The organism is Streptomyces sp. STAM6 (assembly GCF_054963715.1).
In genome coordinates, this window is record NZ_JBUEFZ010000037.1 from 16,804 (window position 1) to 42,267 (window position 25,464).

The following is a 25,464-nucleotide window of genomic DNA, read 5'->3' on the forward strand; positions in this document are numbered from 1 at the left end:
TGCTCCAGGGGGTCAGGAGACGGTGATCTCGTGGTAGACCGGGACGCTGAACTGGTTGAGGGTCACGCCTTCGATGCGTTCGGAGAAACCGGCGCTGCCGTTCTGGTACCAGAGCGGGATGGCGGGCATCTGGTCGGCGAGGATCTGCTCGGCGGACTGGAAGTCCCGGACGGCGGCGGGCCGGTCGGCCTGGCGGTTGGCCTGGTCGACGAGGCCGTCGAAGCGCTTGTCGCTGAACTTGCCGTAGTTGGAGGAACCGCCGGTGTAGTACAGCGGCTGCAGGAAGTTCTGGATGAGCGGGTAGTCGGCCTGCCAGCCGGAGCGGAAGGGGCCTTCGAGCTTGAACCCGGTCTGCTGGTTGCGGAAGTCGGCGAAGGTGCCGATGGGGTTGACGGTGCAGACGGCTCCCTTGCCGAGCGCGTTGTTGACGCTGTTGCAGACCGCGTCCATCCATGCGCGGTGGGAGCCGGTGTCCACGTTGGAGGTGAGGGTCAGCTTGCCGCCGGGCAGCCCGCCCCCCTCTTCGATGAGCGCCTTGGCCCGGGCGGGGTCGTAGACGCAGGCGTCGCCGCACAGTTCCCGGAAGCCGCCGTCGCCGCCGAGCGCCGGTGAGGTCCAGTCCCGCGCGGGCGTGCGGGTGTCCTGGTAGATCTGCTTGGTGATCTCGTTGCGGTTGATGGCCATGGACAGGCCGCGGCGGACCTTGTCCATGCCCGGCTTGGACCACTCGGGGCGGTAGAGGGGGAAGACCAGGGTCTGGATGATCAGGGCGGGCTGGTTGATGTAGCGGTCGCCGAGGTCGTTGCGGACGTTCTTCAGCGCTTGCGCGGGCACGTCGTCGACGAGGTCGAGGTTGCCGGCCATCAGGTCGGTGTAGGCGGTGTTGTTGTCGGTGTAGACGTTGAGGTCGACGCCGCCGTTCTTGGCCTTGTCGGGGCCCGCGTACCCGTCCCAGCGGCGCAGCTTCATGCCGCTGCCCTTCTGGTACGACTCCACGGTGTACGGGCCGTTGCCCACGGGCTTGTCCAGCCAGCCCGCGTGGTCGGTGAAGAAGGAGCGGGGCAGCGGCATGAACGCCTGGTAGCCGAGCGTCTCGGGCCAGCTGGAGAAGGTGTCCTTCAGGGCGACGGTGAAGGTGCGGTCGTCCTTGACCACCAGACCGCTCATGGTCTTGGCTCGGGGGGCGCCGGAGGCGGGGTGGACGTCGTCGTAGCCGGCGATGTCGGCGAAGAAGGGCGCGTTCTGCTGCTTGTTGTCGAGGTGGGCGCCGTAGTTCCAGGCGTCGACGAAGGAGCGGGCGGTGACCGGCTCGCCGTTGCTGAAGGTCCAGCCGTCCTTGAGGGTGATGGTGAAGTTCTTCGCATCGGTGGTCTCGATCCGCTCGGCCACCATGTTCTGGGCCTCGCCGGTGTGCGGGTCGTAGCGCTTGATGCCGCGGAAGAGCATGTCGAGGACCTTGCCGCCCTGCACCTCATTGGTGTTGGCCGGCTCGATGGGGTTCTGCGGATCGCCCCACGAGGAGCTGATGATGCCTTCGGCACCGCCGGCCGGACCACCGCCGCAGGCGGTCGCGGCGAGAGCGACGGCCACGGCGCACGCGGCCGACCGGATGGGCGTGGCTGCGCGCATGGGTGCCTCCCGTGGTCGTGCTCCTCGGTCTCGCGACCCTAGGCCCACATACCACCCCATAAGGGGCACCGGCGCACGCTGTACCCGCCCGTCCGGGCGCGGCACCACCCGCATGCGCGAGGGCGCCCCCGGCCTTACGGCCGGAGGCGCCCTCCCGGTCACTCACCAGGGTTACGCCGCGTGGACGACGTCCTTCTCCTCGGCGAAGTGGCACGCCGACTCGTGGGCGGCCGGGCTGTCGCTGCCCCGGAAGCGCTCCGGGATCGCCAGCAGCGGGACCTCGTCGGCGCACTTGTCCTCCGCCTTCCAGCACCGGGTGCGGAAGCGGCAGCCGGACGGCGGGTTCGCCGGCGAGGGGACGTCACCGGAGAGGATGATCCGCTCGCGGCCCTCACGGGCCTCCGGGTCGGGCACCGGGACCGCCGACAGCAGCGCCTGGGTGTAGGGGTGCGTCGGGTGGTCGTAGATCTGGATGTCCGTACCGATCTCGGCCATCTTGCCGAGGTACATGACGCCGACCCGGTCGGAGATGTGCCGGACGATGGACAGGTCGTGGGCGATGAAGATGTAGGACAGGTTGAACTCGTCCTGCAGCCGCTCCATCAGGTTGACGACCTGCGCCTGGACGGACACGTCCAGCGCCGACACCGGCTCGTCGCAGATGATGATCTCGGGGTTGAGCGCCAGGCCGCGGGCGATGCCGATGCGCTGGCGCTGACCGCCCGAGAACTGGTGCGGGTAGCGGTTGATGTACTCGGGGTTCAGACCGACCACATCGAGCAGCTCCTGCACCTTGCGGCGCCGGTCGCCCTTGGGAGCCACCTCGGGGTGGATCTCGAAGGGCTCGCCGATGATGTCGCCGACCGTCATCCGCGGGTTCAGCGAGGTGTACGGGTCCTGGAACACCATCTGGATGTTGCGGCGCACGGCCTTCAGCGCACGGCCCGACAGCTTGGTGATGTCCTGGCCCTTGAAGAACACCTCGCCGGCCGTCGCCGTCTCCAGCATCATCAGCAGCTTGGCGACGGTGGACTTGCCACAGCCGGACTCACCGACGATGCCGAGCGTCTCGCCCTGGTAGAGGTCGAAGGAGACCCCGTCCACGGCCTTGACGGCGCCGATCTGCTTCTTGAAGAGGATGCCCTGGGTCAGCGGGAAGTGCTTGACCAGGTTGCGCACCTGGAGGATCGGCTCGCCGCGCTCGACCGGTGCCTCGATCGCCTCGACGGCCGCGGCCTCGGTCGCGGCGTCGACCGTCTCGACCGCAGTGACGTTGGGGGTCGCGTCCACGGCGTCCGACGCGGTGGCGTCGGTCTTCTTGAGCTCAGCCATGGATCGTCTCCTTCCAGAAGTGGCACGCGCTGCCGCGGCCCGGCAGTTCGGTGCCGTCCTGCTCCGTCACCGGGGCGAGGACCGGGATCTCCGTGCGGCAGATGTCGTCCGCCTTGGGGCAGCGCGGGTTGAAGGCACAGCCCGACGGGATCTTCAGCAGGTTGGGCGGCAGACCCTTGATCGCGTAGAGCTCCTGACCCTTCAGGTCCAGACGCGGGATCGAGTCGAGCAGGCCCCTGGTGTACGGGTGCGCGGGACGCTTGTACAGCTCGTGGATCGGGGCGTTCTCCACGATCCGGCCCGCGTACATCACCGCGATCTTGTCGGCGACGTCGGCGACCACACCCAGGTCGTGGGTGATGAGGATCAGGCCCATGTTCTCCTCGCGCTGGAGCTCCGCGAGCAGGTCCATGACCTGGGCCTGGACCGTGACGTCGAGCGCGGTGGTCGGCTCGTCGGCGATGATCAGGTCCGGCTCCAGCGCCATCGCCATGGCGATCATGATGCGCTGGCGCATACCGCCGGAGAACTGGTGCGGGTAGTCGTTGACCCGGGCGGCGGCCGCCGGGATCTTCACCCGGTCCATCAGCTCGATGGCCTTGGCCTTGGACTCCTTGCGGGACAGCCCCAGGTGCACCCGGTACATCTCGCCGAGCTGGTAGCCGACGGTCAGCACGGGGTTCAGCGCGGACAGCGCGTCCTGGAAGATCATCGCGATACGGCGGCCGCGGATCTTGCGGCGCTCCTCGGCGGACATCTTGAGCATGTCCTCGCCGTGGAACAGGATCTCGCCCTTGGGGATCCGGCCGGGGGGCATGTCGAGGATGCCCATGATGGCCTGAGCGGTGACCGACTTGCCGGAGCCGGACTCGCCGAGCACGGCGAGGGTCTCGCCCGCGTCGACGCTGTAGCTGACACCGTTGATCGCCTTGGCGACGCCCTCACGGGTGTGGAACTCCACGTGCAGGTCGCGCACTTCGAGCAGCGGGGTGCTGCTCTTCTCCCCGCGCGGGGCGGGGATGCCACTGGTCTTGTCGATGATGGTCAACGTACGCCCTCCTAGCGCAGCTTGGGGTCGAGGGCGTCGCGGACTGCTTCGCCGAGCATGATGAACGCGAGGACCGTGATGCTCAGGAACAGCGACGGGAAGAGCACCATGTGCGGGGAGCTCAGGAAGCGGTCCTGGCCGTCACTGATCATCAGCCCCCAGGAGATGTTCGGGGACTGCACACCGATGCCGAGGTACGAGAACGCCGCCTCGGCCGCGATGTAGACGCCGAGGTTGATCGTGGTGACCACGATCACCGGGGCGAGCGCGTTCGGCAGGATGTGGCGCATGGCGATACGCCGGCCGCCGGCACCGAGCGCGCGGGCGGCCATGACGTAGTCGTTCTGCTTGTTGGTGATCACCGAGCCCCGCATGATGCGGAACAGCTGCGGCCAGCCGAGCACGGCCATGATCAGCGAGACGGTGATGACGTTGCCGGTGCCGAGCATCGCGAGGACGAGCAGGCCACCGAGCATGGTGGGGATGGCGAACCAGATCTCGGTGAAGCGGGAGACCAGGGAGTCGATCCAGCCGCCGCGCAGACCGGCGATCATGCCGAGCGCACAGCCGACGAGCGAGGTGAGCACCGAGGTGAGCACACCCACGATGATCGAGTTGCGCGTGCCGTAGATGGTCCGCGTGTAGATGTCGCAGCCCTGCACGTCATAGCCGAACCAGTGCGAGCCGCTGGGCGGCACGACCGAGTTGGCGAGGTCGCAGAAGCCCTTGGCGTACGGGTCGCCGCTGGTGAACAGCGACGGGAAGACGGCCATGACCAGCAGGAACACGATCATGAACGCGGAGATCAGGAAGACCCAGTTGCGCATCAGGTCGCGCCGGGCGTCGCTCCACATGCTGGCGACGCGCTCCGGCTTGGCCTTCTTGGTGCCCTTGTCGCTGCCGGGCGCGGTCTGCGGGGCGGCCGCGCTCTCCTCGATGGTGGTGGAGGTGTTCTCAGGCATAGCGGATCCTCGGGTCGAGCACGGCGTAGAGCAGGTCCACGATCAGGTTGGCGGCGATGTAGACGAGGACGAGCGTGGTGACGATGCCCACGACCACGGTCCCCTGGCGCAGATACACGGCCTGGTAGAGCGTGCCGCCGATACCCGGGATGTTGAAGATGCGCTCGGTGATGATCGCGCCGCCCATGAGGGCGCCGAGGTCGACACCGAGGAAGGTGACGATCGGGATCAGCGCGTTGCGCAGCGCGTGCCGGACGATGACCCGGCTGCGGCTGAGGCCCTTGGCGGTGGCGGTGCGGACGTAGTCGGCACGGAGCGTCTCGATCACGCTGGTCCGGGTGAGGCGCGTGATGTACGCCAGTGAGGCCGAGGCCAGCACGAGGCCCGGGAGGATCAGGGTGGTGATGTCCTCGGCGTCGTAACTGATGGGCGCGATCTCCCACTTCACGCCGAACATCAGCTGCAGGACGTTGCCGAGCACGAACGCCGGGACGGAGACCAGGAGCAGGGTCGCGATGAGAACGACGTTGTCGAGGAACTTGCCGCGGCCGAGGGCGGCGAAGACACCCGCGACGAGACCGACGACGGCCTCGATGGCGAAGGCGATGCCGGCCAGGTTGAGCGTCACCGGGAAGGCCTCGCCCATGATCTCGGAGACGTTGCGGCCGGTGAAGTCCGTTCCGAAGTCACCGGTGAACAGGCCCGAGATGTAGTACCAGTAGCGCTGGTACAGGGGGTCATTCAGGTGGTACTGCTCACGCAGGATCTCTGCGATGCCGGGGTCCGCCCGCTTCTCTCCCGCCAGTGCCTGGATGGGGTCACCGGGCAGCAGGAAGACAAGGCAGTACAGAAGAAATGTCGCGCCGAGCAGTACGGGTATCGCCTGCAGAAGACGCCTGATCACATAACGACCCATCAGGTCTCCAGTTGTACGGATAACCGGGAGGGGCACGCCGGCGGCGGCCCGTCCGGGTGAGGGGTAATCGACAAGGAGACGGCAGAAGGGGGGTGACGGAGCAGGTCCCCGTCACCCCCACTGCTGTCAGGCTTCCCGTACGGTCTCACGGACCGCCGCGGGAACCTTCATACCGTCAGGCGGGGTTGACCGTGGTCCAGTCCACCTGGGTCATGTTGTCGATCCGCACGCCCGGCTTGACGTTCTTGCTGATGCCGGCGTTCAGCTTGTAGAAGTACACCGGGATGTACGGCATGTCCTTCAGGATGATGTCGTCGGCCTGCTGGTAGGCCTTGATCGCCGCATCCTCGGTGGTCGCCTTGTCCGCGTCGTCGAGCAGCTTCTCGACCTGCGGGTTGATGTAACCCGAGTAGTTCGAGCCGTGCTCGATGCCCTCTTCGGAGAAGACCGGGCGCAGGTAGTTCTCGGCCGCCGGGTAGTCCATCGACCAGGCCAGGCGGAACGCGCCGCTGTACTTCTTGTCACCCAGGTCGTTCAGGATGGTCTGGAACTGCTCGAACGGCTTCGGGGTGACGTCGATGCCGAGGTTCTTCTCGAGCTGGGCGGCGACGGCCTCGATCCAGTCCTTGTGGCCGCCGTCGGCGTTGTAGCCGAGCTCCAGCTTGTTGCCCGGCAGACCGCCGGCGGCGTCGAACGCCTTCTTCGCCGCGACCGGGTCGAAGTTGCAGGTCGCGCCGCAGGCGCCCTTGCGGTAGCCCGGAACCAGCGGGTTGATGAAGTCGTCCGCCGGCGTACGGGTGTTGACGAAGATCTTCTCGGTGATCGCCTTGCGGTCGATCGCCTGGGAGATCGCCTTGCGGATCTCCGGCTTCTCGAAGGCCTTGTTGTACTTGAACGGGAAGCCGATGTAACCGACGCCGGAGTCCGTGCCCTGGATGTAGCGGTCCTTCAGGTCCTTGGCGACGGTGGGCATCGCGGACAGCGGAACGGTGTCCATGATGTCGACGCGGCCGCCGAGGAGGTCACGGTAGGCCGTGTCCTGGTTGTTGTAGATCTTGAAGGTGACGCCCGAGATCTTCAGCTGGGAGGCCTCGGGGTGCTTGTCGTAAGCGACCGTCTTGATCTGCTGGTTGTGGACGAACTTGCCGTCCATCTTGAACATGCCGTTGCCGATGGGCGCGGTCTCGAAGCCCTTGGGGTCCTTGAAGAACGCCTTCGGCAGCGGGAAGAAGGCGTTGAAGCCCAGCATCGTCTTGAAGGAGCTGAACGGGGCCGCCAGAGTGACCTCGAGGGTCTTCTCGTCGACGACCTTCAGGCCCTTCATCTTGTCCGTGGCGGGCTTCTTGTCCTTGCCCGGGTTCAGGTCGGCGTACCCGTCGATCTTCGCGAAGAGCGGGTTCGTCTCCTGCGCGTTGTTCTGGTTCGCGCCGTAGTTCCAGGCGTCGGCGAAGGACTGCGCGGTGACGGCCTCACCGTTGTGGAACGTGTAGCCGTCCTTCAGCTTGATCGTCCAGACCTTGCTGTCCTTGGTCTCGATCGACGCGGCCAGGTCGAGCTGGGCCTCGTTCTTCTCGTCGTACTTGACGAGGCCGGTGAACAGGGCGTTCAGAACCTCGGAGCCCTCGGACTCGTACGTGTTCGACGGGATCAGGCCGTGCTGGGGCTCGCCGAGCTCCATCACGATCTGGCGGTCGCCGCCGCCCTTGCCTTCACTGCCGCCTCCGCCGCAAGCGGTGGCTGCCAGGGCGACGACTATCGCGCCCGCGACCCACTTGGCGCTCTTGGCACCGCGCATGGGTTCCTCCTCATGAGTCCACTTGTCACTACAAGAAGGGCACTCCTCTGGGTTCGCCGACACCCCTGACGACGAAGACCCAAGTGCCCCGAGTGTGCTCGTGAGTCGGCGCTCCCCACAGCGCGTGACCCATTGACCCGAGCTCAATGGAGCCAACTATTAAGTACGTCCGGGCCGTAAACCACACTTAAAGGGTCTCGTTTTGGCAACATCACCAAGGGGCCGAAGACCGAAATCCGGACAAAGCGAGCACAGACAGACACCCGCGAAACGGACCGTTAACACATGTTCCGGAGAGCGACGGTCGATATCCGGACGCTTCGGGAGAGGAATCGGTTTGACGAACGGTCATTGCACCGTCATGGCCGGCGCGGGTGCGCGCGGGCACGGCGACGGCCGCCGGGGAGACCCCGGCGGCCGTCGACAGTACTGGATGTGGCGGGTCGTCAGCCGTGCTTGGCGCGCGAGGCGGCACGGGCGCGCTCGCGCTGGTCCAGGTTCACCTTGCGGATACGGACGGCCTCCGGCGTCACCTCGACGCACTCGTCGTCGCGGCAGAACTCCAGGGACTGCTCCAGCGAGAGCTTGCGCGGCGGGACGATCGCCTCGAACGAGTCGGCCGAGGACGACCGCATGTTCGTGAGCTTCTTCTCCTTGGTGATGTTGACGTCCATGTCGTCGGAGCGGGAGTTCTCGCCGACGATCATGCCCTCGTACACCTCGGTTCCCGGCTCCACGAAGAGGACGCCTCGCTCCTGCAGGTTCGTCATCGCGAAGGCGGTGACCGCGCCGGAGCGGTCGGCGACGAGCGAGCCGTTGTTGCGGGTCTGGAGCGCGCCGAACCACGGCTCGTGGCCCTCGTGGATGGAGTGGGCGATGCCCGTGCCGCGCGTCTGCGTCAGGAACTCGGTACGGAACCCGATGAGGCCGCGGGACGGCACGACGAACTCCATGCGCACCCAGCCGGAGCCGTGGTTGGACATGTTGTCCATGCGGCCCTTGCGGACGCCCATGAGCTGCGTGACGGCGCCCATGTGCTCCTCGGGCACGTCGATGGTCATACGCTCGACCGGCTCGTGGACCTTGCCGTCGATCTCCTTGGTGACCACCTGCGGCTTGCCGATGGTCAGCTCGAAGCCCTCGCGGCGCATCTGCTCGACCAGGATGGCCAGCGCCAGCTCACCGCGGCCCTGCACCTCCCAGGCGTCGGGGCGCTCGGTGTCCATGACGCGCAGCGAGACGTTACCGATCAGCTCGCGGTCCAGGCGGTCCTTCACCTGGCGGGCGGTGACCTTGCGGTCCTTGACGGCCGCCTTGTTGTCCGCGCCCTTGCCGGTGGCACCCCGGCCGACCAGCGGCGAGGTGTTCGTACCGATGACCATGGAGATCGCCGGCTCGTCGACCGTGATCAGCGGGAGCGCGATCGGGTTCTCCGGGTCGGCCAGCGTCTCGCCGATCATGATGTCCGGGATACCGGCGACGGCGCAGATGTCACCGGGGCCCGCCACCTCGGCCGGCTTGCGGGTGAGCGCCTCGGTCATCATCAGCTCGCTGATGCGCACGTTGGCGGTGGTGCCGTCCCGCTTGATCCACGCGACGGTCTGGCCCTTGCGCAGCTCGCCCTGCTCGACGCGGAGCAGCGCGATACGGCCGAGGAAGTTGTCGGCGTCCAGGTTGGTGACGTGGGCCTGGAGCGGGGCCTCCTCGTCGTACACCGGGGCCGGGATGTGCTCCAGGATCGTGGAGAAGAAGGGCTCCAGGTTGGTGGAGTCGGCCGGGACCGTGCCGTCCTCCGGCTTGGTCAGCGACGCGATGCCGTCACGCCCGCAGGCGTAGACGATCGGGAACTCGATCTGCTCCTCGTCCGCGTCCAGGTCCAGGAAGAGGTCGTAGGTCTCGTTGACGACCTCGTCGATCCGGGAGTCCGGGCGGTCCGTCTTGTTGATGCACAGGATGACCGGCATCCGGCGCTGGAGCGCCTTGCGGAGGACGAAGCGGGTCTGCGGCAGCGGGCCCTCGGAGGCGTCCACGAGCAGCACCACGCCGTCCACCATCGACAGGCCGCGCTCGACCTCGCCGCCGAAGTCGGCGTGGCCGGGGGTGTCGATGATGTTGATGGTGATCGGGGCCCCGCCGTCCTTGGGGTGGTACTTCACCGCCGTGTTCTTGGCGAGGATCGTGATGCCCTTCTCACGCTCCAGGTCGTTCGAGTCCATGACGCGGTCGTCGACGGAGTCGAGCTGGTGCGCGGCGAAGGCACCCGCCTGCTTGAGCATGGCGTCGACGATGGTCGTCTTGCCGTGGTCGACGTGGGCGACGATGGCTACGTTACGGATGTCGTGGCGCGTGGGCATGAGTGGCTTGCGCTTCTCTCGGATCGTGGGTGCGGCGTCTCTTTGTTCCTCGTACGCCCGCCGGGCGGACGCGCCACGGCTGACGTCCATGGTACGGGGCTGCCGCGCACGGGGCCTCCCGGCCCGTCCGGAGAAGATCGAACAGGTGTGTAAATGCACTGGGGGTGCGTGTGGGCCCGGGTCATGGTCCGCACGCGAGCTTGCCCGCCGGAGTGTCCGGCGGGCAAGCAACTTGAGCTGATTCTGAGGTTGTCCTAAGTCCGGACGGGCCCGCCGGCGGGCTTCTTGAAGCCGATGTCCTCGTAACGCGGCGTCGCGAAACCGAACGCGCCCGCGTTCACGACCGCCGCCCGGGCCGCCACCAGCTGCGGCCGCTGGTACAGCGGGATGGAGCCGGCCGCCGCCCAGATCCGGGCGTCGGCCTGGCGCAGCAGGTCACGGGCGGCCTTCTCGTCGAGCTCGGCGGCCGCCTGGTCGAAGAGCTGGTCGATGTGGTCGGTGCCGACCCGGGTGTAATTCTGCTCCACCAGCAGGGAGCCGTCGCCGGCCGGCTCCGGCTTGGCGAAGATCGGCCGCCCGTCGGTGGCCGGATAGGCGGTCGCCGGCCAGGAGTAAAGAGCCAGGTCGTAGTCGCCGGAGGCGATGTGGTCCTTGAAGAAGCTCTCGTCGGAGACCCGGGCGAACTCGGTGCCGATCCCGATCTTGCCGAGCATCCGGGAGATCTTGCTCCCGACGGCCCGCAGGGGCTCGGATCCCGGGCCCGCCGGGAGCACGAAGCGCAGGGTCAGTGGCTCGCCGTCCTTGGCGAGCGGGCCGGGCGCGGGGGCGTGGGTGCCCCTGGGGGCGTAGGCGCCGGGGACGCCGCCCTTGGCCTTGGGCGGGTCGCCGTCGTTCTTCTCGCTGGTGCCGGAGCCGTCGACGGCGGCGGCCTGGCGCATCAGCGCCACGCTCTGCAGGGCGGCGGCGGGTGCCGGGGCGAGGACGTACGTCCCGGCCGGGCCCCTGCTCGGCTTGTCGTCGCCGACGATGTACAGGCCCTCGTCGGAGGCGCGGTCGCCCTCCTTCTTCTTCGCGGTCTTCGCGGCGGGCGAGGCGGAGGCCTTGGGCGACGCCTTGGCGGAGACACCGCCGGGGGACGCCTTGGCCGAGGCCTTGGCGGATGCCCCGGCGGCCGGGGAACCCGTGGCGGAGGCGGCGGCGGAGGCCTCGCCGCCCGCCTTCGTGCCGTCCTTGGTGGCGGGCTTGCGGGCGCCGCCGCGCGTCCAGCCCGCGTCGGCGAGCAGGGCCCGCGCCTCCTCGGTGTCCTGGTCGCCCAGGGCGCCGCTGCTGTCGGCGTAGGCGTCCTGCCCGGCGAGGGCGAGGTGGCTGCCGACCGGCTGGGCGGGCAGTCCGAGCGGCTTCAGCACGGTTTCGGCGAGCTCCTGCCGGTCCAGCGCGCGGGCGACGGCCCGGCGCACCCGCTCGTCCGCGAGCGGTCCTGATTCGCCGTTGAGGGCGAGCTGGGTGTACGCGGGCTCCAGCGACTTGCGGACCACGAAGCCGCGCAGTGCCTTCTGGGCGGCGGTCGTGGCGGCGGGACCGTGGGCGGCCTTGGCCTCCCGGACCGCGCGGGCGACGCGGTCCGCGGTGGTGCGGTCGATCTCGGCGAGGTCGACGGTGCCGCGGGTGAGTGCGACGGCGCGGCCGGAGCGGGGGACGGCCTGCAGGACGAGGGTGTCGAGCTTGGCGGGCTCGCCCCACCAGCGGGGGTTGGGCACCAGGGTGGTCGCGCCGGCCTTGACGTCGACCCCCTTCAGCCGGAAGGGGCCGGCCGTGGTCTTCAGCTGGGTCCTGGCGCCGTCGTTGAAGGCGCTGGGCGATCCCATGACGTCCTTGGGGTAGAGCGGGGTGAACAGCGCGCGCCAGTCGCCGTACGGCTTGGCGAAGGTGACCCGGACCTCCAGGTCGCTCTTGCCGCGCTCGATCTTCTCGATCCGCTCGTAGCCGGCGTTGCGGGCGGTCCAGTAGGCACTGTCCTTGCCGCTGAGGGCTCGCCACTGGGCGAGGAAGTCGGGCGCCCCGATCTCACGGCCGTCGCTCCAGACGGCCTGCTGGTTGAGCTTGTAGAGGACCACCTGCTTGGGCTCGCGCTCCACGATCTCGGCGGATTCGAGGTAGTCCGGGTTGCGCTGGGGCCGGCCCCGCTCGTCGAGCGTGAACAGGGACGGCAGGACGGCCTGGGTGATCCGGGCGGTCGTGGCGTCGGCGTCGGCCTGGAAGGCGTTGAGTGTGGTGGGCATCGCGTCGACGGCCCAGCGCAGGGTGCCGCCGTCGGCGACCCGGTCGCGCGCGACGGGGGCGGTGTCGGGGCGGACGGTCTTGGCGGCGCTTTCCTCCTCGTCCCCCGAGCTGCATCCGGCCAGTACGGAGACCGCGAGTACCCCGCTGGTGAGGAGGGCGGCGGACCGGAGCGTGCGGAAGCGGGAGCTCCGGGAGCATGTCCTCCCGCGAGGGGCGCCGACGTGGGACATGTCGTGTACCTCTTTGTCCTGTTTTCTGGAATTTAGAGATGATCACACCTATTGCTCATACACTGAAGACGACAAAACGGACCCCGTGGCGACGACACGGCGAGATGGCCCACAAAGGCCACTCGTGCGGCCCAATCGGCGGGGGTCGCGCGCCCGGAAGGGTGGAATCCGTGCACACGGCTTCACAATGAGGGATGTGACACGCAACACTCGCAGGCGCGTGTTTGCCACCCGCGATCGCGGAAGTGAGGGCAATTCATGGCACTTCAGGACGATTTGACAGCGGTCCAGCGCCGCCTGGACGACCTGGTCCGCCGGGTCGGAGAACTGGAACGCAGCCTCGCGCAGCAGCGCGAGGGGAAGCCGCTGCCCACCACGGCGCCCGGCCGGGGGCCGGCCGACAGCCTGGTGACCATCCCCGACACGCCGTACGACTCCACGCTGTGGACGGACTCGGACGACGAGGGTCTGGGAGCCCGCGACCGCCGCGCACCCTGACACACCCCGCCCCGGACCGGGGCAGGGCACTGGGAGGGCGCCGAGCGAGCCGAATGGGGTCCCCGCCGAAGACGGGGGAAGCGCGGGCGTCGAAAGAGAGCGCGCGGAGAGTCCCGGGGTACGGGCGGCCCGAGCGGGGGGACCTCCCACACCCCCGGGCCTGGGGGAGGTCGGCCGCCGAGGCACCCGGCGGGCGCCGCGGTGGGGGTCCCCCGGCGGAGCCAGGGGGAGAACCGAGCCAAAAAAACATAGGGGAGACCTCGTTGGCCACAGGTACCGAACCACCTCGAACCGACTCGGGCCGGGGCGGCGTCCACAGCGCGTCCCGCGCCGCCATCGCGCCCCGCCATCTGCGGACCGACCGCTGGTGGCTCGCGCCCGCCGCCACCGCCGCCGGACTGCTGGCGTTCGTCGTCTACTCGACCTGGCGGGCGTTCGCGAACAGCGACTACTACGCGGCTCCTTACGTGTCGCCGTTCTACTCGCCGTGCCTCGCGGAGAACTGCGTACCCATGAAGGACGGCCCCAACTGGGAAATCTTCGGGAGCTGGTGGGGCCTTTCTCCTGCGCTCCTGATCCTGATCTTCCCGCTGGGTTTCCGGCTGACCTGCTATTACTACCGGAAGGCCTATTACCGCGGTTTCTGGGCTTCGCCCCCGGCCTGCGCGGTGGCCGAGCCGCACACCGCGTACACCGGTGAGACGCGCTTCCCGCTGATCCTGCAGAACATCCACCGGTATTTCTTCTACGCCGCTCTGCCGGTCGCCGGAATCCTGACCTACGACACGGTGCTGGCCTTCCGCGACGCCGACTACGAGTGGGGCCACATGGGTCTGGGCACCCTGGTCTTCCTCGTGAACATCGTGCTGATCTGGGCGTACACCCTCTCCTGCCATTCCTGCCGGCACATCGTCGGCGGCCGCCTCAAGCACTTCTCCGCACACCCGGTCCGGTACCGGATGTGGACCTGGGTGGGCAAGCTGAATGCCCGTCACATGCTGCTGGCCTGGACGTCGCTGATCAGCGTCGCACTCGCCGACTTCTATGTGTATCTGCTCGCCAGCGGCGCTTTCGACGATCCGCGCTTCTTCTAGAAAGGTGCCTGATGACGCAAGCGGAACGGCAGAAATGGGACGTCGTCGTGGTCGGGGCCGGTGGTGCGGGTCTGCGGGCCGCGATCGAGGCCCGTGAGCGGGGCGCCCGTACGGCCGTCATCTGCAAGTCGCTGTTCGGAAAGGCCCACACGGTGATGGCCGAGGGCGGTATCGCCGCCTCGATGGGCAATGTGAACGCCGGCGACAACTGGCAGGTGCATTTCCGCGACACCATGCGCGGCGGCAAGTTCCTCAACCAGTGGCGGATGGCGGAGCTGCACGCCCGGGAGGCCCCGGACCGGGTCTGGGAACTGGAGACGTGGGGCGCGCTCTTCGACCGCACCAAGGACGGCCGGATCTCACAGCGCAACTTCGGCGGGCACGAGTACCCGCGCCTGGCACACGTCGGTGACCGGACCGGGCTGGAGCTGATCCGCACGCTCCAGCAGAAGATCGTGGCGCTGCAGCAGGAGGACGAGAAGCGGTTCGGGGACTACGAGGCGCGGCTGAAGGTCTTCCAGGAGTGCACGGTCACCCGGGTGCTGCAGGACGACGACGGCCGGGTGTCGGGGGCGTTCTGCTACGAGCGGGAGTCCGGCCGCTTCTTCGTCCTGGAGGCCCCGGCGGTGGTCCTCGCCACCGGCGGCATCGGCAAGTCCTTCAAGGTCACGTCCAATTCGTGGGAGTACACCGGCGACGGGCACGCGCTGGCGCTGCTCGCGGGCGCCCCGCTGGTGAACATGGAGTTCGTGCAGTTCCATCCGACGGGGATGGTCTGGCCGCCGTCGGTGAAGGGGATCCTGGTCACCGAGTCGGTGCGTGGCGACGGAGGGGTGCTGCGCAATTCCGAGGGCAAGCGGTTCATGTTCGACTACGTCCCGGACGTCTTCAAGGAGAAGTACGCGCAGTCCGAGGAGGAGGGCGACCGCTGGTACGACGACCCGGACAACAACCGGCGCCCGCCCGAGCTGCTGCCGCGTGACGAGGTCGCCCGGGCGATCAACTCCGAGGTGAAGGCGGGGCGCGGTTCGCCGCACGGCGGGGTCTTCCTGGACGTGTCGACACGGATGCCGGCCGAGACGATCCGCCGCCGGCTGCCCTCGATGTACCACCAGTTCAAGGAACTCGCGGACGTCGACATCACCGCGGAGGCGATGGAGGTCGGACCGACCTGCCACTACGTGATGGGCGGGGTCGCCGTCGACTCGGACACGGCCGCCGCGGTGGGAGTGCCGGGCCTGTTCGCCGCCGGTGAGGTGGCCGGCGGTATGCACGGCTCCAACCGGCTCGGCGGGAACTCCCTGTCGGATCTCCTGGTCTTCGGGCGCCGGGCGGGCCTGTACGCCGCGGAGTACGCGGCCGGGCTCGGTACGCGGCCGGTGGTGGACGCGGGGCGGGTGGACGCGGCGGCCGCGGAGGCGCTGCGCCCGTTCAGCGCGGAGGGCGGCGAGGGTGCCGAGACGGGCCGCCCGCCGGAGAACCCGTACACCCTCCACCAGGAGCTGCAGCAGACCATGAACGACCTGGTCGGCATCATCCGGCGCGAGGCGGAAATGGAGCAGGCCCTGCGGAAGCTGGGCGAGCTGCGGCTGCGGGCGCGCCGGGCCGGTGTCGAGGGGCACCGGCAGTTCAACCCCGGCTGGCACCTCGCCCTGGACCTGCGCAACATGCTGCTCGTCAGCGAATGTGTGGCGCGGGCGGCGCTGGAGCGCACGGAGAGCCGGGGCGGTCACACCCGCGAGGACTGCCCGGCGATGGAGCGCGAGTGGCGGCGGGTGAACCTGCTGTGCCGGATCGCCGACCCCGACGCCGCGGCGCAGGGGCAGATCGCCCTGGAACGTACGACGACCGAGCCCATCCGTTCCGACCTGCTCGCCCTTTTCGACAAGGAGGAGCTGGTCAAGTACCTCGCCGAAGAGGAGCTCTACGAGTGACGACGTACGACGCGAGCTTTCGGGTCTGGCGGGGCGACACGGACGGCGGGGGGCTGAAGGACTTCACCGTCGAGGTCCATGACGGCGAGGTCGTGCTGGACATCATCCACCGGCTGCAGGCCACCCAGGCGCCGGACCTGGCCGTGCGCTGGAACTGCAAGGCCGGCAAGTGCGGTTCGTGCAGCGCGGAGATCAACGGGCGGCCGCGGCTGATGTGCATGACGCGGATGTCGGTGTTCTCCCGGGACGAGGTCGTCACGGTCACGCCGCTGCGGGCGTTTCCCGTGGTGCGGGACCTGGTGACGGATGTGTCCTTCAACTACGAGAAGGCACGGGAGGTGCCCGCGTTCGTCCCTCCCGAGGGGCTGGCTCCGGGCGAGTACCGCATGCAGCAGATCGATGTGGACCGCTCTCAGGAGTTCCGCAAGTGCATCGAGTGCTTCCTGTGCCAGGACACCTGCCACGTGGTGCGTGACCACGAGGAGAACAAGGCCGCCTTCGCCGGTCCGCGGTTCCTGATGCGGGTGGCGGAACTGGACATGCATCCGCTGGACGCGGCCGCCGAAGCCGGCCTGGACCGCAAGCGCACGGCACAGGACGAACACGGGCTCGGCTACTGCAACATCACCAAGTGCTGTACGGAGGTGTGCCCCGAGCAGATCAAGATCACGGACAATGCGCTGATCCCGCTGAAGGAGCGCACGGTGGACCGGAAGTACGACCCGCTGGTCTGGCTGGGCAACAAGATCAAACGGCGCGGGGAGTGAGCGGAAGGGGCTGTTAGTCTGCCCTCGCCACTGAAGAGGGGGGACTCATGATGCCCGGGACGTCCGCGTACAGCCTGGAGCTGCCGCCGGAGCGCGGAGCGCGCACCCGGCGTCAGCTGCCGTTCGCGCTGATACCGACGGCGATCTGCGGGCTGTTCGTGGTGGCGACGGCCCGCCCCGTCGATCCCCCCTGGTTCCCCTTCCTTCCGGTGTTCGTGTTCGCCCTGACCTGTCTGGTGCTGCTGGGGCAGAACCGGATGGTGAGGCCGCTGCGCATCGACCAGCACGGCATCACCGGGGGGCGCGGCGAACTCGTCCCGTGGGACAACGTCCTGCTGGTGACGTTCAGCGCCGCGACGCTGCAGGTCCGGCTGCACCGGCACGAGTCGTCGGCCCGCATGCTGCCGGTCCACCACGAAGGCTTCGGGCTGTCGCGCGACCGGCACGCCGAGCGGCGCCGGTCGATCGTCGCCGCGGTCGAGCACTTCGCCCCCGGCCGCTACGTCGACGACCCCAAGGCGGCGCTGCGCCGTCTCGGCCACTAGGGCGTTTCGGATCTTGCCGGACTCGCGACGCCCCGGGCACTGATCCGGCCCGATGGACAAGGCCCCCAGGACGATTTCCGAAAGTCCCGTCCGGCCGGGGGCCCCGCCCTCCGGGCGGACGACGCTACTTACGAATACGTTCTAGTGCCAGCCGTTCCGGTAAGCCGTCCAGTCCCCTTCCTCGGCGGCGAAGTCGACGTACAACGCGACTCCGAACCGCTCCCGGTCGCGGTCCGTGCGGCCGAGACCCAGCCGGGTACCGCGGACCGCGGCGGCGACAGTCTCCGCCGACTCGTGGTGGCCGAGGTCGTCCTCGTGGAAGAACGGCAGGCCCATCAGCAGATCGGTGTCCTCGGGGGTCACTTCCAGGGCCAGCGCCGTCTGCTGCGCGACGTACCCGCCGTACAGCCCCTCCAGCGGCATCCAGGTGTCGTACGACATGACGGCGATCTGGTCCACACGCCGGGCCACCTCGCCGAAGAACTCCTGCGACCACCACTTCTCCCGGCCGGTGACCGCGCCGTTCACGGCGTGCGCGGCCGGCAGTGGGTCTATCTGGTGGGCGGCCACCGACAGCGGTACCTTGCGGGCCCTGGTCAGCTCCCTCAGATCGTCGAGCAGTGACAGATAGTCACGGTCGCCCGAAAGCAGCGGCTCCAGGTCGAAATGGACGCCGTCGAACCCGGCGTCCAGGATCTGCCGCGCCGAGCCGACCACCGCGGCCCTGGACGCGGCCCGGTCGAGACGCAGCCCGTTCGGCGAGTGGGTGGCGAGGACGTCCCCGAGCCAGGCCTGGACCCTGATGCCGGGCATGGTGCGGTGCACGGAGTCGATCAGCCACCGCGCCCGGGGGTACCGCGCGGCGGGCAGGGTGCCGTCGTGCTCCAGCGGCCCCGCGTGGACGTACAGATCGCGGATTCCCGTTCCCTTGATCCGGGCGGCGAACGCGGCGAGGTCGGCGTCCTTCTTCCGCCCGTCCACCCAGGCGTGGCCCAGCCAGATGGCGTCCTTGCCCCGCGACTTCGTGCCCTCCGACGGCTCGCCCGTGTAGTTCAGCCGCAGGGCCGCCCCCGCGGTGAGCAGGGGAAGGACCGTCAGCAGGACCAGGGCGAGCGCGATGCGCCGGGGCCATTTCAGCCGCGGGCTTCGGACACCCGCCCACAGGCGTCTCGGGAGTCCGCCCGGCCTCGCCGCCGCCCCACCCGCTCGCGCGTCCCTCGCTCGTACGTTCACCCGCAGCCCCCCGTCAAACGTGCCGTAACGATCTCCACCCTAGCCGCCACTACTGACAGTGACCTCTGTCCCGTTCCCCCTGTCCGGTCGCGGACGTACAAACACCGTCATAGCCTCACGAATGTGACGCGCTTGGCCACCTACGTCCTTCTCACCGTGCCGCCCGGCGACGGCACGGCGATCGGCAGGTGGACGGTCGACCTGATCCTCCCGCTCGTGCTGGTGGCCGTCGCCGGGGTGGTCGCGGTGTACGCGTACGCCAAACGCCGGCGCCGCACGGCGACCCGGACGACACCGCACGGAGACCGCGAGTGGGGGCGACCACAGGTACCGGGCGAGGTCCCGCCCGGTGAGCTCGACGCGCTGGTGCGCAGGGCCCTGGTGGACGCCGACGACGCCGTGCGGACCAGTCAGGAGGAACTGGGCCTCGCCCTGGAGGAGTTCGGCGAGGAGGCCGCTCGGCCCTTCATCGAGGCGGTGGCGTACGCGCGGGCCGAGCTGACCTCCGCGTTCCGGCTGCGGCAGCGGCTCGACGACTCCCCCGCGGAGGACGACGTGTCGCGGCGCCGGACGCTGGAGGAGATCCTGGGCCGTTGTGAGGCGGTCGACCGGCGGCTGGACGCCGAGTCGGAGGCCTTCGACCGGCTGCGCGACCGGGAACGCACCGCCCCGCGGGCCCTGGCCGCCGCCGAGGCCGCGTACCAGGAGCTCTCCGGGCAGCTCGGCACGGCCGGGGCCGCGCTCGTCGCGATGCGCGAGCGGTACACGGAGTCGGCCGCCGCCCCCGTCGCCGCGTGCGCCGAACAGGCCGCGGGCCGACTGCTGTTCGCGGGCACCCAGCTGGAGCGGGCCCGGGCCGCGGTGGACGGCGGCGACAACGGCGCGGCGGTGGTGCCCCTGCGGGCAGCGGAGGGCGCCCTCGGGCAGGCGGCCCGGCTCATCGGGGCGGTGGACCGGCGGGCGGTCGAACTCGCGGCCGCGGCGGGCCGTCTGCCGGGCGTTCTCACGGCGACCCGCACGGATCTGGCCGACACCCACGGCATCCTCGGAGACGCGCCGCCGGGAGTGCCCACGGCGGATCTGCACGGCCGCATCGCCCGCGCCGAGTCGGTCCTCGCGGACGTGCGGCACGGCATGGACACCGAGCGGTACGACCCGATCGACGCCCTGCGCCGGGTCGAGGAGGCGGGCGCCGCGCTGGACGAGGCCGTGCCGGACGCGGGTGAGCGGGAGCACGGCCCGCGGCGTACCGCGACGCTGCTCGAACCGGCCGTGCTCGCGGCCCGCTCGGCCGTCGGGGCGGCGGAGGAATACCTCACCACGCACCGGGGCGCGGTGGGCAGCCGGGCCCGCACCCGCCTCTCGGAGGCCCGGCGCCGGCTGGAGCGGGCCACGGAGATCTCCGGGACGACGGGCGGTACGGCCGGCGGAGGCGGAGGCGGACGTCCCGGGGAGGCGCTCGCGGAGGTGCTGCGGGCGGACGCCCTGGCCCGGCAGGCACAGAGCCTCGCCGAGCAGGACGTACGGGCGTACGGGAACCCCGAGGGCCGTCTCGGCACGGGAGACGTCGCGGGACCGGGAGGGACGGCGCGCGGGGGCGGGGGGCTGGGCGGGGCGGTGCTCGGCGGCATCCTCCTGGGCGGTCCGGCCGGCGGCGGTGGACCGGCGGTATTCGGCGGCGGGGGTACGCGCGGACGGCTGGGCGGCGGCGACCGGTTCTGATCCGCCCCCTCCGCCCGCCCGTCCCCGCTCCCCCGCGCCCGGTGGGGCGGTCGTCGCCCGCTCGTCGCCGCGTCCGGTGGGGCGGTCGTCGCCCCCTGTCGTCGCCGGCGCCGTGCGGCCGCCCGGACCGGGCCCTTCTCAGAACATGCTCAGGAGCTGTTCGACGGTCGGTTCCGCCGTCGCGTCGCCGTCCGGCAGGGCGAGTTCGAACCAGACCGTCTTGCCGCGCGGGGTACGGCGGGATCCCCAGCCCGCGCTGAGCAGCCCGACGAGCTGGAGCCCCCGGCCCCCCTCGTCGGTGTCGCGGGCCCTGCGCCGCCTGGGCTGGACGAGACCGGCGTCCCACACCTCGCACACCAGGCTGCGGTCGCGCAGCAGCCTGAGCCGTATCTCGCCCTCGCCGTACCGCAGGGCGTTGGTGACCAGCTCGCTGACCAGCAGTTCGACCGTGTCGACGAGCGGTTCGAGGTCCCAGCCCGTCAGCTGGGCGCGGGTCAGTTCGCGGGCGCGGCCGACCGAGCGCGGCTCCCGCGGCAAACGCCAGTCGCCGACGGCTTCGGTGGGAAGCCCCTGGATACGGGCCATCAGCAGCGCGATGTCGTCCTCGCCGTGCCGGGTGTCGAGGGTGTTCAGCACATGGTCGCAGACGTCCTCGAGGGGGCGCCCGGGGTCGGTGAGGGCGCTGCGGAAGGCCTGCAGGCCCTCGTCGAGGGGGTGGTCGCGGGACTCGACGAGCCCGTCGGTGTAGAGGGCGAGCAGCGCTCCTTCGGGGAGTTCGACCTCGACCTCCTCGAAGGGCTCGCCCCCGACGCCCAGGGGCATGCCGGGCGGCACGTCCAGCAGCAGTGCCTCCTCGCCCGGTTCGACGAGGACCGGCGGCAGGTGTCCGGCGTTGGCGAACGTGCAGCGGCGGGTGACGGGGTCGTACACGGCGTAGACGCAGGTGGCGAGGTAGACCTCGGAGAGTTCGGGTCCGCGGGCCTTCTGGGCGGCGCGGGAGGCGGCCCCGCCGGGTCCGGGGGTGCCGAGGCCGCGGGCGATCTCGTCGAGATGGGAGAGGACCTCGGCGGGCTCCAGGTCGAGCTGCGCCAGGGTCCTTACTGCGGTGCGCAGTTCACCCATGGCGACGGCGGCCCGCAGGCCGCGGCCCATGACGTCGCCGACGACGAGGGCGGTGCGGTGGCCGGGCAGCTGGATGACGTCGAACCAGTCGCCGCCCACTTCGGTGGCGGTGTTGCCGGGCAGGTAGCGGCAGGCGATGTCCAGGCCGGCCGCCTCGGGGTCGCCGGGCGGGAGCAGGCTGCGCTGGAGGATCAGGGCCCGTTCGTGCTCCCTGCGGTAGAGGCGGGCGTTGTCGATGCAGACCGCGGCGCGGGCGGCCAGTTCGACGGCGAGGGCGCGGTCGCGCTCGCCGAAGGGTTCGCTGCCCTTGGCCCGGGAGAACTGGACGAGGCCGACGACGGTGTCGTGGGCGACCATCGGCACGGCGAGCGTGGACTGCACGAGGCCGCCGTCGGCCGCCGGGACGACCTGGGGCCGGCCGGTGCGCAGGGCCCCGGCGCAGGGCGAGTTGAAGGGGTAACGGTGGACGGCGCCCAGTTCCGTCGGGCCGGGCTCGCGGCAGTCGGGTCCGGATGCCCGGCGCATCAGCGGGGTGTCGGACACGGCACTGGCGAAGGCGACGCGGCGCAGCTCGGCGCTGCCGCCGCCGTAGTCCGCCGGGGAGGTGCCCCATCGGCCGGGCGGCGCCTCGTCGCCGGTGAGGAGGCCTTGGTAGAGGTCGACGGACGCGAGGTCGCAGAAGCCGGGCACGGCGACGTCGAGGAGTTCGCGGGCGGTGGTCTCCAGGTCCAGGGAGTGGCCGATACGGGCGCTGGCCTCGTTGAGGAGGGCCAGGTTGCGCCGGGCGCTGGCCGCTTCGCGGGCGGCGATGTGGCGGCGGGTCACGTCGGTGCCGAGTCCGGCGACACCGACGGGGCGGCCGGAGCCGCTGTGTACCCGGTAGAGGTTGATGGACCAGTGCCGGCGCTCCGAGCTTCCGGGGACCGCGCCGACGATCTGCAGGTCGGTGACGGATTCGCCGGTCTCCAGGACGCTTTGGAGGGCGGCGGTCATCCGCTCCGCCTCGGGCCGGGACAGGTAGTCGTGGACGGTGCGGCCCCGGTGGTCGTCGACGGAGCCGCCGAAGACGGTCGCGAAGCGCCTGTTGGCTCGCTGGACCGTCAAGTCGGTGCCGAACAGGAGGAACCCGAAAGGCGATTGGCCGAAAATCGCCTGCGCGGCGGCGAGATCCGTCTCTATTCGCCGCAGAGCGCGCACGTCGACGACGATGCAGAGCGCGGCACGCTCGCCGCGTTCCGTCTCGGTCGGCATCACATAGACCTCGGCCACCCCGTGGGTATGCCGGTCCCCCGGCATCCGGAACGGGACGAGGCCGGTCCACTCCTTGCCGTCGAGGATCTCGGCGACCTTGCGGTGGCCGCGCGGGCGGAGGTCGGGCGGCATGAACGCCTCGACGGGGTCCTTGCCCCTGACCTCTTCCGCCGTGATGCCGAACAGGTCCGCGGCGCGGAGACTCCACTGGTCGACGAGCCCGTCGGGGCCGATCGAGAAGGAGGCCACCCTGATGTAGTCATAGATCGAGCCAGGCGGACTGCTCTGCCACATGACGCTGTTCGCCGTCTCAGGTATCTCGCTCACGCGACCGTCCCCTCCAGCTCACCGCACCGGACCGGCCATTCCCGCAGTATTCAGCACTACGGCCCCCGGCGGCACGACGTTCACGATCACAGGGTGGTCTCGGTCGTTTTGAGCCGGGCCCCGGATTGATCGTTGTCCCTTCACTCTTCTAACCAGGCAGGGCCAGCTCGAACCACACGGTCTTGCCCGACCTGCCCTTCCTGGTCCCCCACCGGCGCGCCGAGCAGGCCACGAGCTGCAGTCCGCGGCCCCCTTCGTCGTCCGGATCGGCCGCCCGTTCGAGAGGCGGATCCGGAAGCGGATCGGAGACTTCGACGAGGAGGGCCGAAAGGGGTGGGGAGGAGTCGCCGTCGCGATGGAGCACGACGAGCCGGACACCGATGGGGCCGGAGGCGTAGCGCAGGGAATTGGTCACCAACTCGCTCACCAGCAACACCGTCACATCCCCCACCGCCTCTTCGAGCCGCCAGCCGCGCAGGGTGTCGCGAACCGCGTGACGGGCGGTGCGGACGGCGCCGGGCACACCGGGAAAGGTCCACTCGGCGCAGTCGCCCTCGGTGTCGATCACGTCGACCACTTCCCCAGACCCAGCGCCAGACCACGTCCTTTTTCGGGTGGTTAATCGGCACATACCCGATATGTGGGGCGGGCTATCGCGAGAGCGGGCGCGCGGTGGCGCGAACGGCGTACAGCATCAGCCACACGCCCCGTCGGAGGGGGTGCCGGCGTGCGCCGCGCCGTCCGGTCCGGGCATGAGCCGCGCGACCTCGGCGACGGCGGGACGGTCCTGATCGAGCCAGTTGACACTGTCCAGTTCCCACCGGGGCAGCCAGCGCAGTTCATCGTGGTCCTGGAGGGGGCGCGGCTCGCCGGAGACCCGCCGGGCAGTCCACACCTGGAGGACGTAGCCGGGCTTCAGCGGCCATTCGCCGGGGATCCGCTCACCCGGCTCCGCCTCGATGCCCAGCTCCTCGCGCAGCTCGCGGATCAGCGCCTCGTCCGGGCTCTCGCCCGGCTCCAGTTTGCCGCCGGGCAGTTCCCACCGGCCGGCGAGCTCGGGAGGCGCACTGCGGCGTGCCGCGAGCAGCCGCCCTCCCTCGAACACGGCTCCGGCGACCACCACACGATCTGTCATGCGCCGGAGCGTAACCCGCGGCGGGCCGGGTGCTCGCGCCGAGGCCGGCCCGCCGGTGAGCGTTCAGCGGGTGGGCTGTCCGATGTGCTCCACCCAATAGAGCTGCTTGTGTCCACGACCGTCCAGGCTGTCGGCGATCTTCTGCGCCTCGTCCCTGGTCGCGTACCTGCCGACCCGGTAGTGGTTGCCGTTGTCGTCCTGCCGGATCACCAGCCAGGGGAGGACCGATCCGTTGTCACTCACCACACCCCGCCCTTCGCCGGCCTGCCTGTCTTTAAGGATCCCGAGGAAACCGCAATCCGCATATGCCTGAGCCTACGCCTGACCTTTACGGAGCGGATACGTGTTTTCACAAAGAGATACGCATCCGGCCAACAAAAGGGCACACAAAGGGGGCGCACCCGGCCGAGTGCGCCCCTTGTGTCCCGCCGTGAGGCCGGTCACCGACCTCTCGCGGGGCTCATGTCACCGGTGGACCCGCGTCACTTCACCGGCAGGTGGTACGCGATCCGGTACCGGTCGGCCGGCACGACCACGTCGGCCGTCTCCACCGCCCGCCCCGACGCGTAGTACGTGCGCTCCACCACCATGACCACGTGCCCGGGTACGCCCCCGAGCGCCAGGAGCTCCTCCGCGAGCCCCGGCCGCGCGCCGACCTCCTCCACCACGTTGTCCACGACGACGTCGATCGCGGCCATCCGCTCGACGACGCCGCAGCCGCCCAGCGGGCCCTCCTCGGGAAGCATCACGGGCGTGCGCCCGGTGACGGAGAGCGGCTCCCAGGAAGTGGAGAGCATCATCGGCTCGCCCGCGTCCCGGAACACGTAGCGCGTACGCATCACCCGGTCCCCCGGAGTGATGCCCAGCCGCCCGGCGATCGCGGCGCTCGCCCGGTCCTGTTCGCTGCTGGACTCCCAGGTGCCCCGGGCCCCCTCGGCGGCCTGCTCCTGGCGGAAGGGGTTGGCGCCGACGGGCGGCCGGTATCCGGAGCGGGCGATCCGGCGCGGCACCGGCCGCTCCCTGACGTACGTCCCCGATCCGGAGCGCCCCTCGACGAGCCCCTCGGCCATCAGGACCTTGCGCGCCTCCAGCGCGACCGTGTCCGAGACGCCGTACTCCTCGCGGATGCGGGCCTGCGAGGGGAGCCGGGTGTGCGGCGGCAGCGAGCCGTTGACGATCTTTTTCCGGAGATCGCTCGCAACACGCAGATAGGCGGGCTGCTCACCGAAAGTCACGGGCCACTCCCATCAGGTTGACAGACAGCTACAGAGTCGCAACGTTCGGTTGCCC

20 protein-coding genes are annotated in these 25,464 nt (G+C 70.0%); 6 read left to right on the forward strand and 14 right to left on the reverse strand.

The genetic code is table 11. The features are described from left to right. Positions 1–12: 12 nt before the first annotated feature. The 8 genes from ACY34K_RS29055 to ACY34K_RS29090 form a co-directional block, all read right to left on the reverse strand. Complete coding sequence (locus tag ACY34K_RS29055; protein ID WP_462752363.1) at positions 13–1,629, reverse strand: peptide ABC transporter substrate-binding protein; 1,617 nt, start codon at positions 1,627–1,629, stop codon at positions 13–15. Positions 1,630–1,800: 171 nt separating this feature from the next. Next, entirely contained in the window at positions 1,801–2,961 is a 1,161-nt protein-coding gene (locus ACY34K_RS29060; RefSeq protein WP_462752365.1) for an ABC transporter ATP-binding protein, read from the reverse strand. Further along, the gene (locus ACY34K_RS29065; protein WP_462752367.1) at positions 2,954–4,009 is read right to left on the reverse strand and encodes an ABC transporter ATP-binding protein; all 1,056 of its coding nucleotides are present in this window, start codon (positions 4,007–4,009) and stop codon (positions 2,954–2,956) included. Before ACY34K_RS29065 ends, ACY34K_RS29060 begins: the two co-directional genes overlap by 8 nt. A gap of 11 nt (positions 4,010–4,020) precedes the next feature. Continuing rightward, on the reverse strand, positions 4,021–4,971 hold the full coding sequence (locus ACY34K_RS29070; protein WP_462752369.1) for an ABC transporter permease: 951 nt from the start codon (positions 4,969–4,971) through the stop codon (positions 4,021–4,023). Then, entirely contained in the window at positions 4,964–5,887 is a 924-nt protein-coding gene (locus ACY34K_RS29075; RefSeq protein WP_462752371.1) for an ABC transporter permease, read from the reverse strand. The genes ACY34K_RS29070 and ACY34K_RS29075 overlap by 8 nt, the downstream gene beginning before the upstream one ends. 175 nt (positions 5,888–6,062) lie before the next feature. Then, a complete protein-coding gene (locus ACY34K_RS29080; protein WP_462752373.1) occupies positions 6,063–7,682 on the reverse strand; it encodes a peptide ABC transporter substrate-binding protein in 1,620 nt (539 codons plus the stop codon). A gap of 446 nt (positions 7,683–8,128) precedes the next feature. Continuing rightward, the gene (gene typA / locus ACY34K_RS29085; RefSeq protein WP_462752426.1) at positions 8,129–10,036 is read right to left on the reverse strand and encodes a translational GTPase TypA; all 1,908 of its coding nucleotides are present in this window, start codon (positions 10,034–10,036) and stop codon (positions 8,129–8,131) included. A 254-nt stretch (positions 10,037–10,290) separates the two neighbouring features. Further along, positions 10,291–12,546 carry an ABC transporter family substrate-binding protein gene (locus tag ACY34K_RS29090; protein WP_462752374.1) on the reverse strand — a complete coding sequence of 752 codons (2,256 nt, stop codon included), beginning with the start codon at positions 12,544–12,546 and terminating at the stop codon, positions 10,291–10,293. A gap of 258 nt (positions 12,547–12,804) precedes the next feature. On the opposite strand from ACY34K_RS29090, the gene ACY34K_RS29095 reads away from it, so the two are divergent. From ACY34K_RS29095 to ACY34K_RS29115, 5 genes are all read left to right on the forward strand, one after another. After that, positions 12,805–13,044 carry a hypothetical protein gene (locus tag ACY34K_RS29095; protein ID WP_462752376.1) on the forward strand — a complete coding sequence of 80 codons (240 nt, stop codon included), beginning with the start codon at positions 12,805–12,807 and terminating at the stop codon, positions 13,042–13,044. Positions 13,045–13,307: 263 nt separating this feature from the next. Continuing rightward, positions 13,308–14,138, forward strand: a complete 831-nt coding sequence (locus tag ACY34K_RS29100) for a hypothetical protein (RefSeq protein ID WP_462752378.1) — start codon at positions 13,308–13,310, stop codon at positions 14,136–14,138. A gap of 11 nt (positions 14,139–14,149) precedes the next feature. After that, positions 14,150–16,072: a fumarate reductase/succinate dehydrogenase flavoprotein subunit gene (locus ACY34K_RS29105; protein ID WP_462752380.1), complete on the forward strand. Its 1,923-nt coding sequence runs from the start codon at positions 14,150–14,152 to the stop codon at positions 16,070–16,072. After that, positions 16,069–16,839, forward strand: a complete 771-nt coding sequence (locus tag ACY34K_RS29110) for a succinate dehydrogenase/fumarate reductase iron-sulfur subunit (protein ID WP_462752382.1) — start codon at positions 16,069–16,071, stop codon at positions 16,837–16,839. Before ACY34K_RS29105 ends, ACY34K_RS29110 begins: the two co-directional genes overlap by 4 nt. 47 nt (positions 16,840–16,886) lie before the next feature. Then, positions 16,887–17,384, forward strand: coding sequence for a hypothetical protein (locus ACY34K_RS29115; protein ID WP_462752384.1), 498 nt, complete (start codon positions 16,887–16,889; stop codon positions 17,382–17,384). A 141-nt stretch (positions 17,385–17,525) separates the two neighbouring features. Here the strand turns inward: ACY34K_RS29115 and ACY34K_RS29120 are convergent, their stop codons facing one another. Then, a complete protein-coding gene (locus ACY34K_RS29120; protein WP_462752428.1) occupies positions 17,526–18,548 on the reverse strand; it encodes a glycoside hydrolase family 18 protein in 1,023 nt (340 codons plus the stop codon). A gap of 192 nt (positions 18,549–18,740) precedes the next feature. On the opposite strand from ACY34K_RS29120, the gene ACY34K_RS29125 reads away from it, so the two are divergent. Beyond that, positions 18,741–20,339, forward strand: a complete 1,599-nt coding sequence (locus ACY34K_RS29125; protein WP_462752385.1) for a TPM domain-containing protein — start codon at positions 18,741–18,743, stop codon at positions 20,337–20,339. A 138-nt stretch (positions 20,340–20,477) separates the two neighbouring features. Here ACY34K_RS29125 and ACY34K_RS29130 read toward each other — a convergent pair whose 3' ends face one another. The 5 genes from ACY34K_RS29130 to ACY34K_RS29150 form a co-directional block, all read right to left on the reverse strand. Further along, entirely contained in the window at positions 20,478–23,039 is a 2,562-nt protein-coding gene (locus ACY34K_RS29130) for a SpoIIE family protein phosphatase (protein ID WP_462752387.1), read from the reverse strand. A gap of 148 nt (positions 23,040–23,187) precedes the next feature. Continuing rightward, a complete protein-coding gene (locus ACY34K_RS29135; protein ID WP_462752389.1) occupies positions 23,188–23,616 on the reverse strand; it encodes an ATP-binding protein in 429 nt (142 codons plus the stop codon). Between the two features lie 117 nt (positions 23,617–23,733). Then, positions 23,734–24,174, reverse strand: coding sequence for a (deoxy)nucleoside triphosphate pyrophosphohydrolase (locus ACY34K_RS29140; protein ID WP_462752391.1), 441 nt, complete (start codon positions 24,172–24,174; stop codon positions 23,734–23,736). Positions 24,175–24,237: 63 nt separating this feature from the next. Then, positions 24,238–24,417, reverse strand: a complete 180-nt coding sequence (locus ACY34K_RS29145) for an SPOR domain-containing protein (protein WP_462752393.1) — start codon at positions 24,415–24,417, stop codon at positions 24,238–24,240. 239 nt (positions 24,418–24,656) lie between these two features. Next, complete coding sequence (locus tag ACY34K_RS29150) at positions 24,657–25,409, reverse strand: GntR family transcriptional regulator (RefSeq protein ID WP_462752395.1); 753 nt, start codon at positions 25,407–25,409, stop codon at positions 24,657–24,659. Positions 25,410–25,464: the final 55 nt, after the last annotated feature.

What these genes read in the sequence shown, in the direction of transcription:
- ACY34K_RS29090 (WP_462752374.1), bottom strand. Translation starts at nt 12,546, where the DNA reads ATGTCCCACGTCGGCGCCCCTCGCGGGAGGACATGCTCCCGGAGCTCC.
- ACY34K_RS29115 (WP_462752384.1), top strand. Translation starts at nt 16,887, where the DNA reads ATGATGCCCGGGACGTCCGCGTACAGCCTGGAGCTGCCGCCGGAGCGC.
- ACY34K_RS29070 (WP_462752369.1), bottom strand. Translation starts at nt 4,971, where the DNA reads ATGCCTGAGAACACCTCCACCACCATCGAGGAGAGCGCGGCCGCCCCG.
- typA (WP_462752426.1), bottom strand. Translation starts at nt 10,036, where the DNA reads ATGCCCACGCGCCACGACATCCGTAACGTAGCCATCGTCGCCCACGTC.
- ACY34K_RS29080 (WP_462752373.1), bottom strand. Translation starts at nt 7,682, where the DNA reads ATGCGCGGTGCCAAGAGCGCCAAGTGGGTCGCGGGCGCGATAGTCGTC.
- ACY34K_RS29075 (WP_462752371.1), bottom strand. Translation starts at nt 5,887, where the DNA reads ATGGGTCGTTATGTGATCAGGCGTCTTCTGCAGGCGATACCCGTACTG.
- ACY34K_RS29060 (WP_462752365.1), bottom strand. Translation starts at nt 2,961, where the DNA reads ATGGCTGAGCTCAAGAAGACCGACGCCACCGCGTCGGACGCCGTGGAC.
- ACY34K_RS29095 (WP_462752376.1), top strand. Translation starts at nt 12,805, where the DNA reads ATGGCACTTCAGGACGATTTGACAGCGGTCCAGCGCCGCCTGGACGAC.
- ACY34K_RS29105 (WP_462752380.1), top strand. Translation starts at nt 14,150, where the DNA reads ATGACGCAAGCGGAACGGCAGAAATGGGACGTCGTCGTGGTCGGGGCC.
- ACY34K_RS29055 (WP_462752363.1), bottom strand. Translation starts at nt 1,629, where the DNA reads ATGCGCGCAGCCACGCCCATCCGGTCGGCCGCGTGCGCCGTGGCCGTC.
- ACY34K_RS29140 (WP_462752391.1), bottom strand. Translation starts at nt 24,174, where the DNA reads ATGACAGATCGTGTGGTGGTCGCCGGAGCCGTGTTCGAGGGAGGGCGG.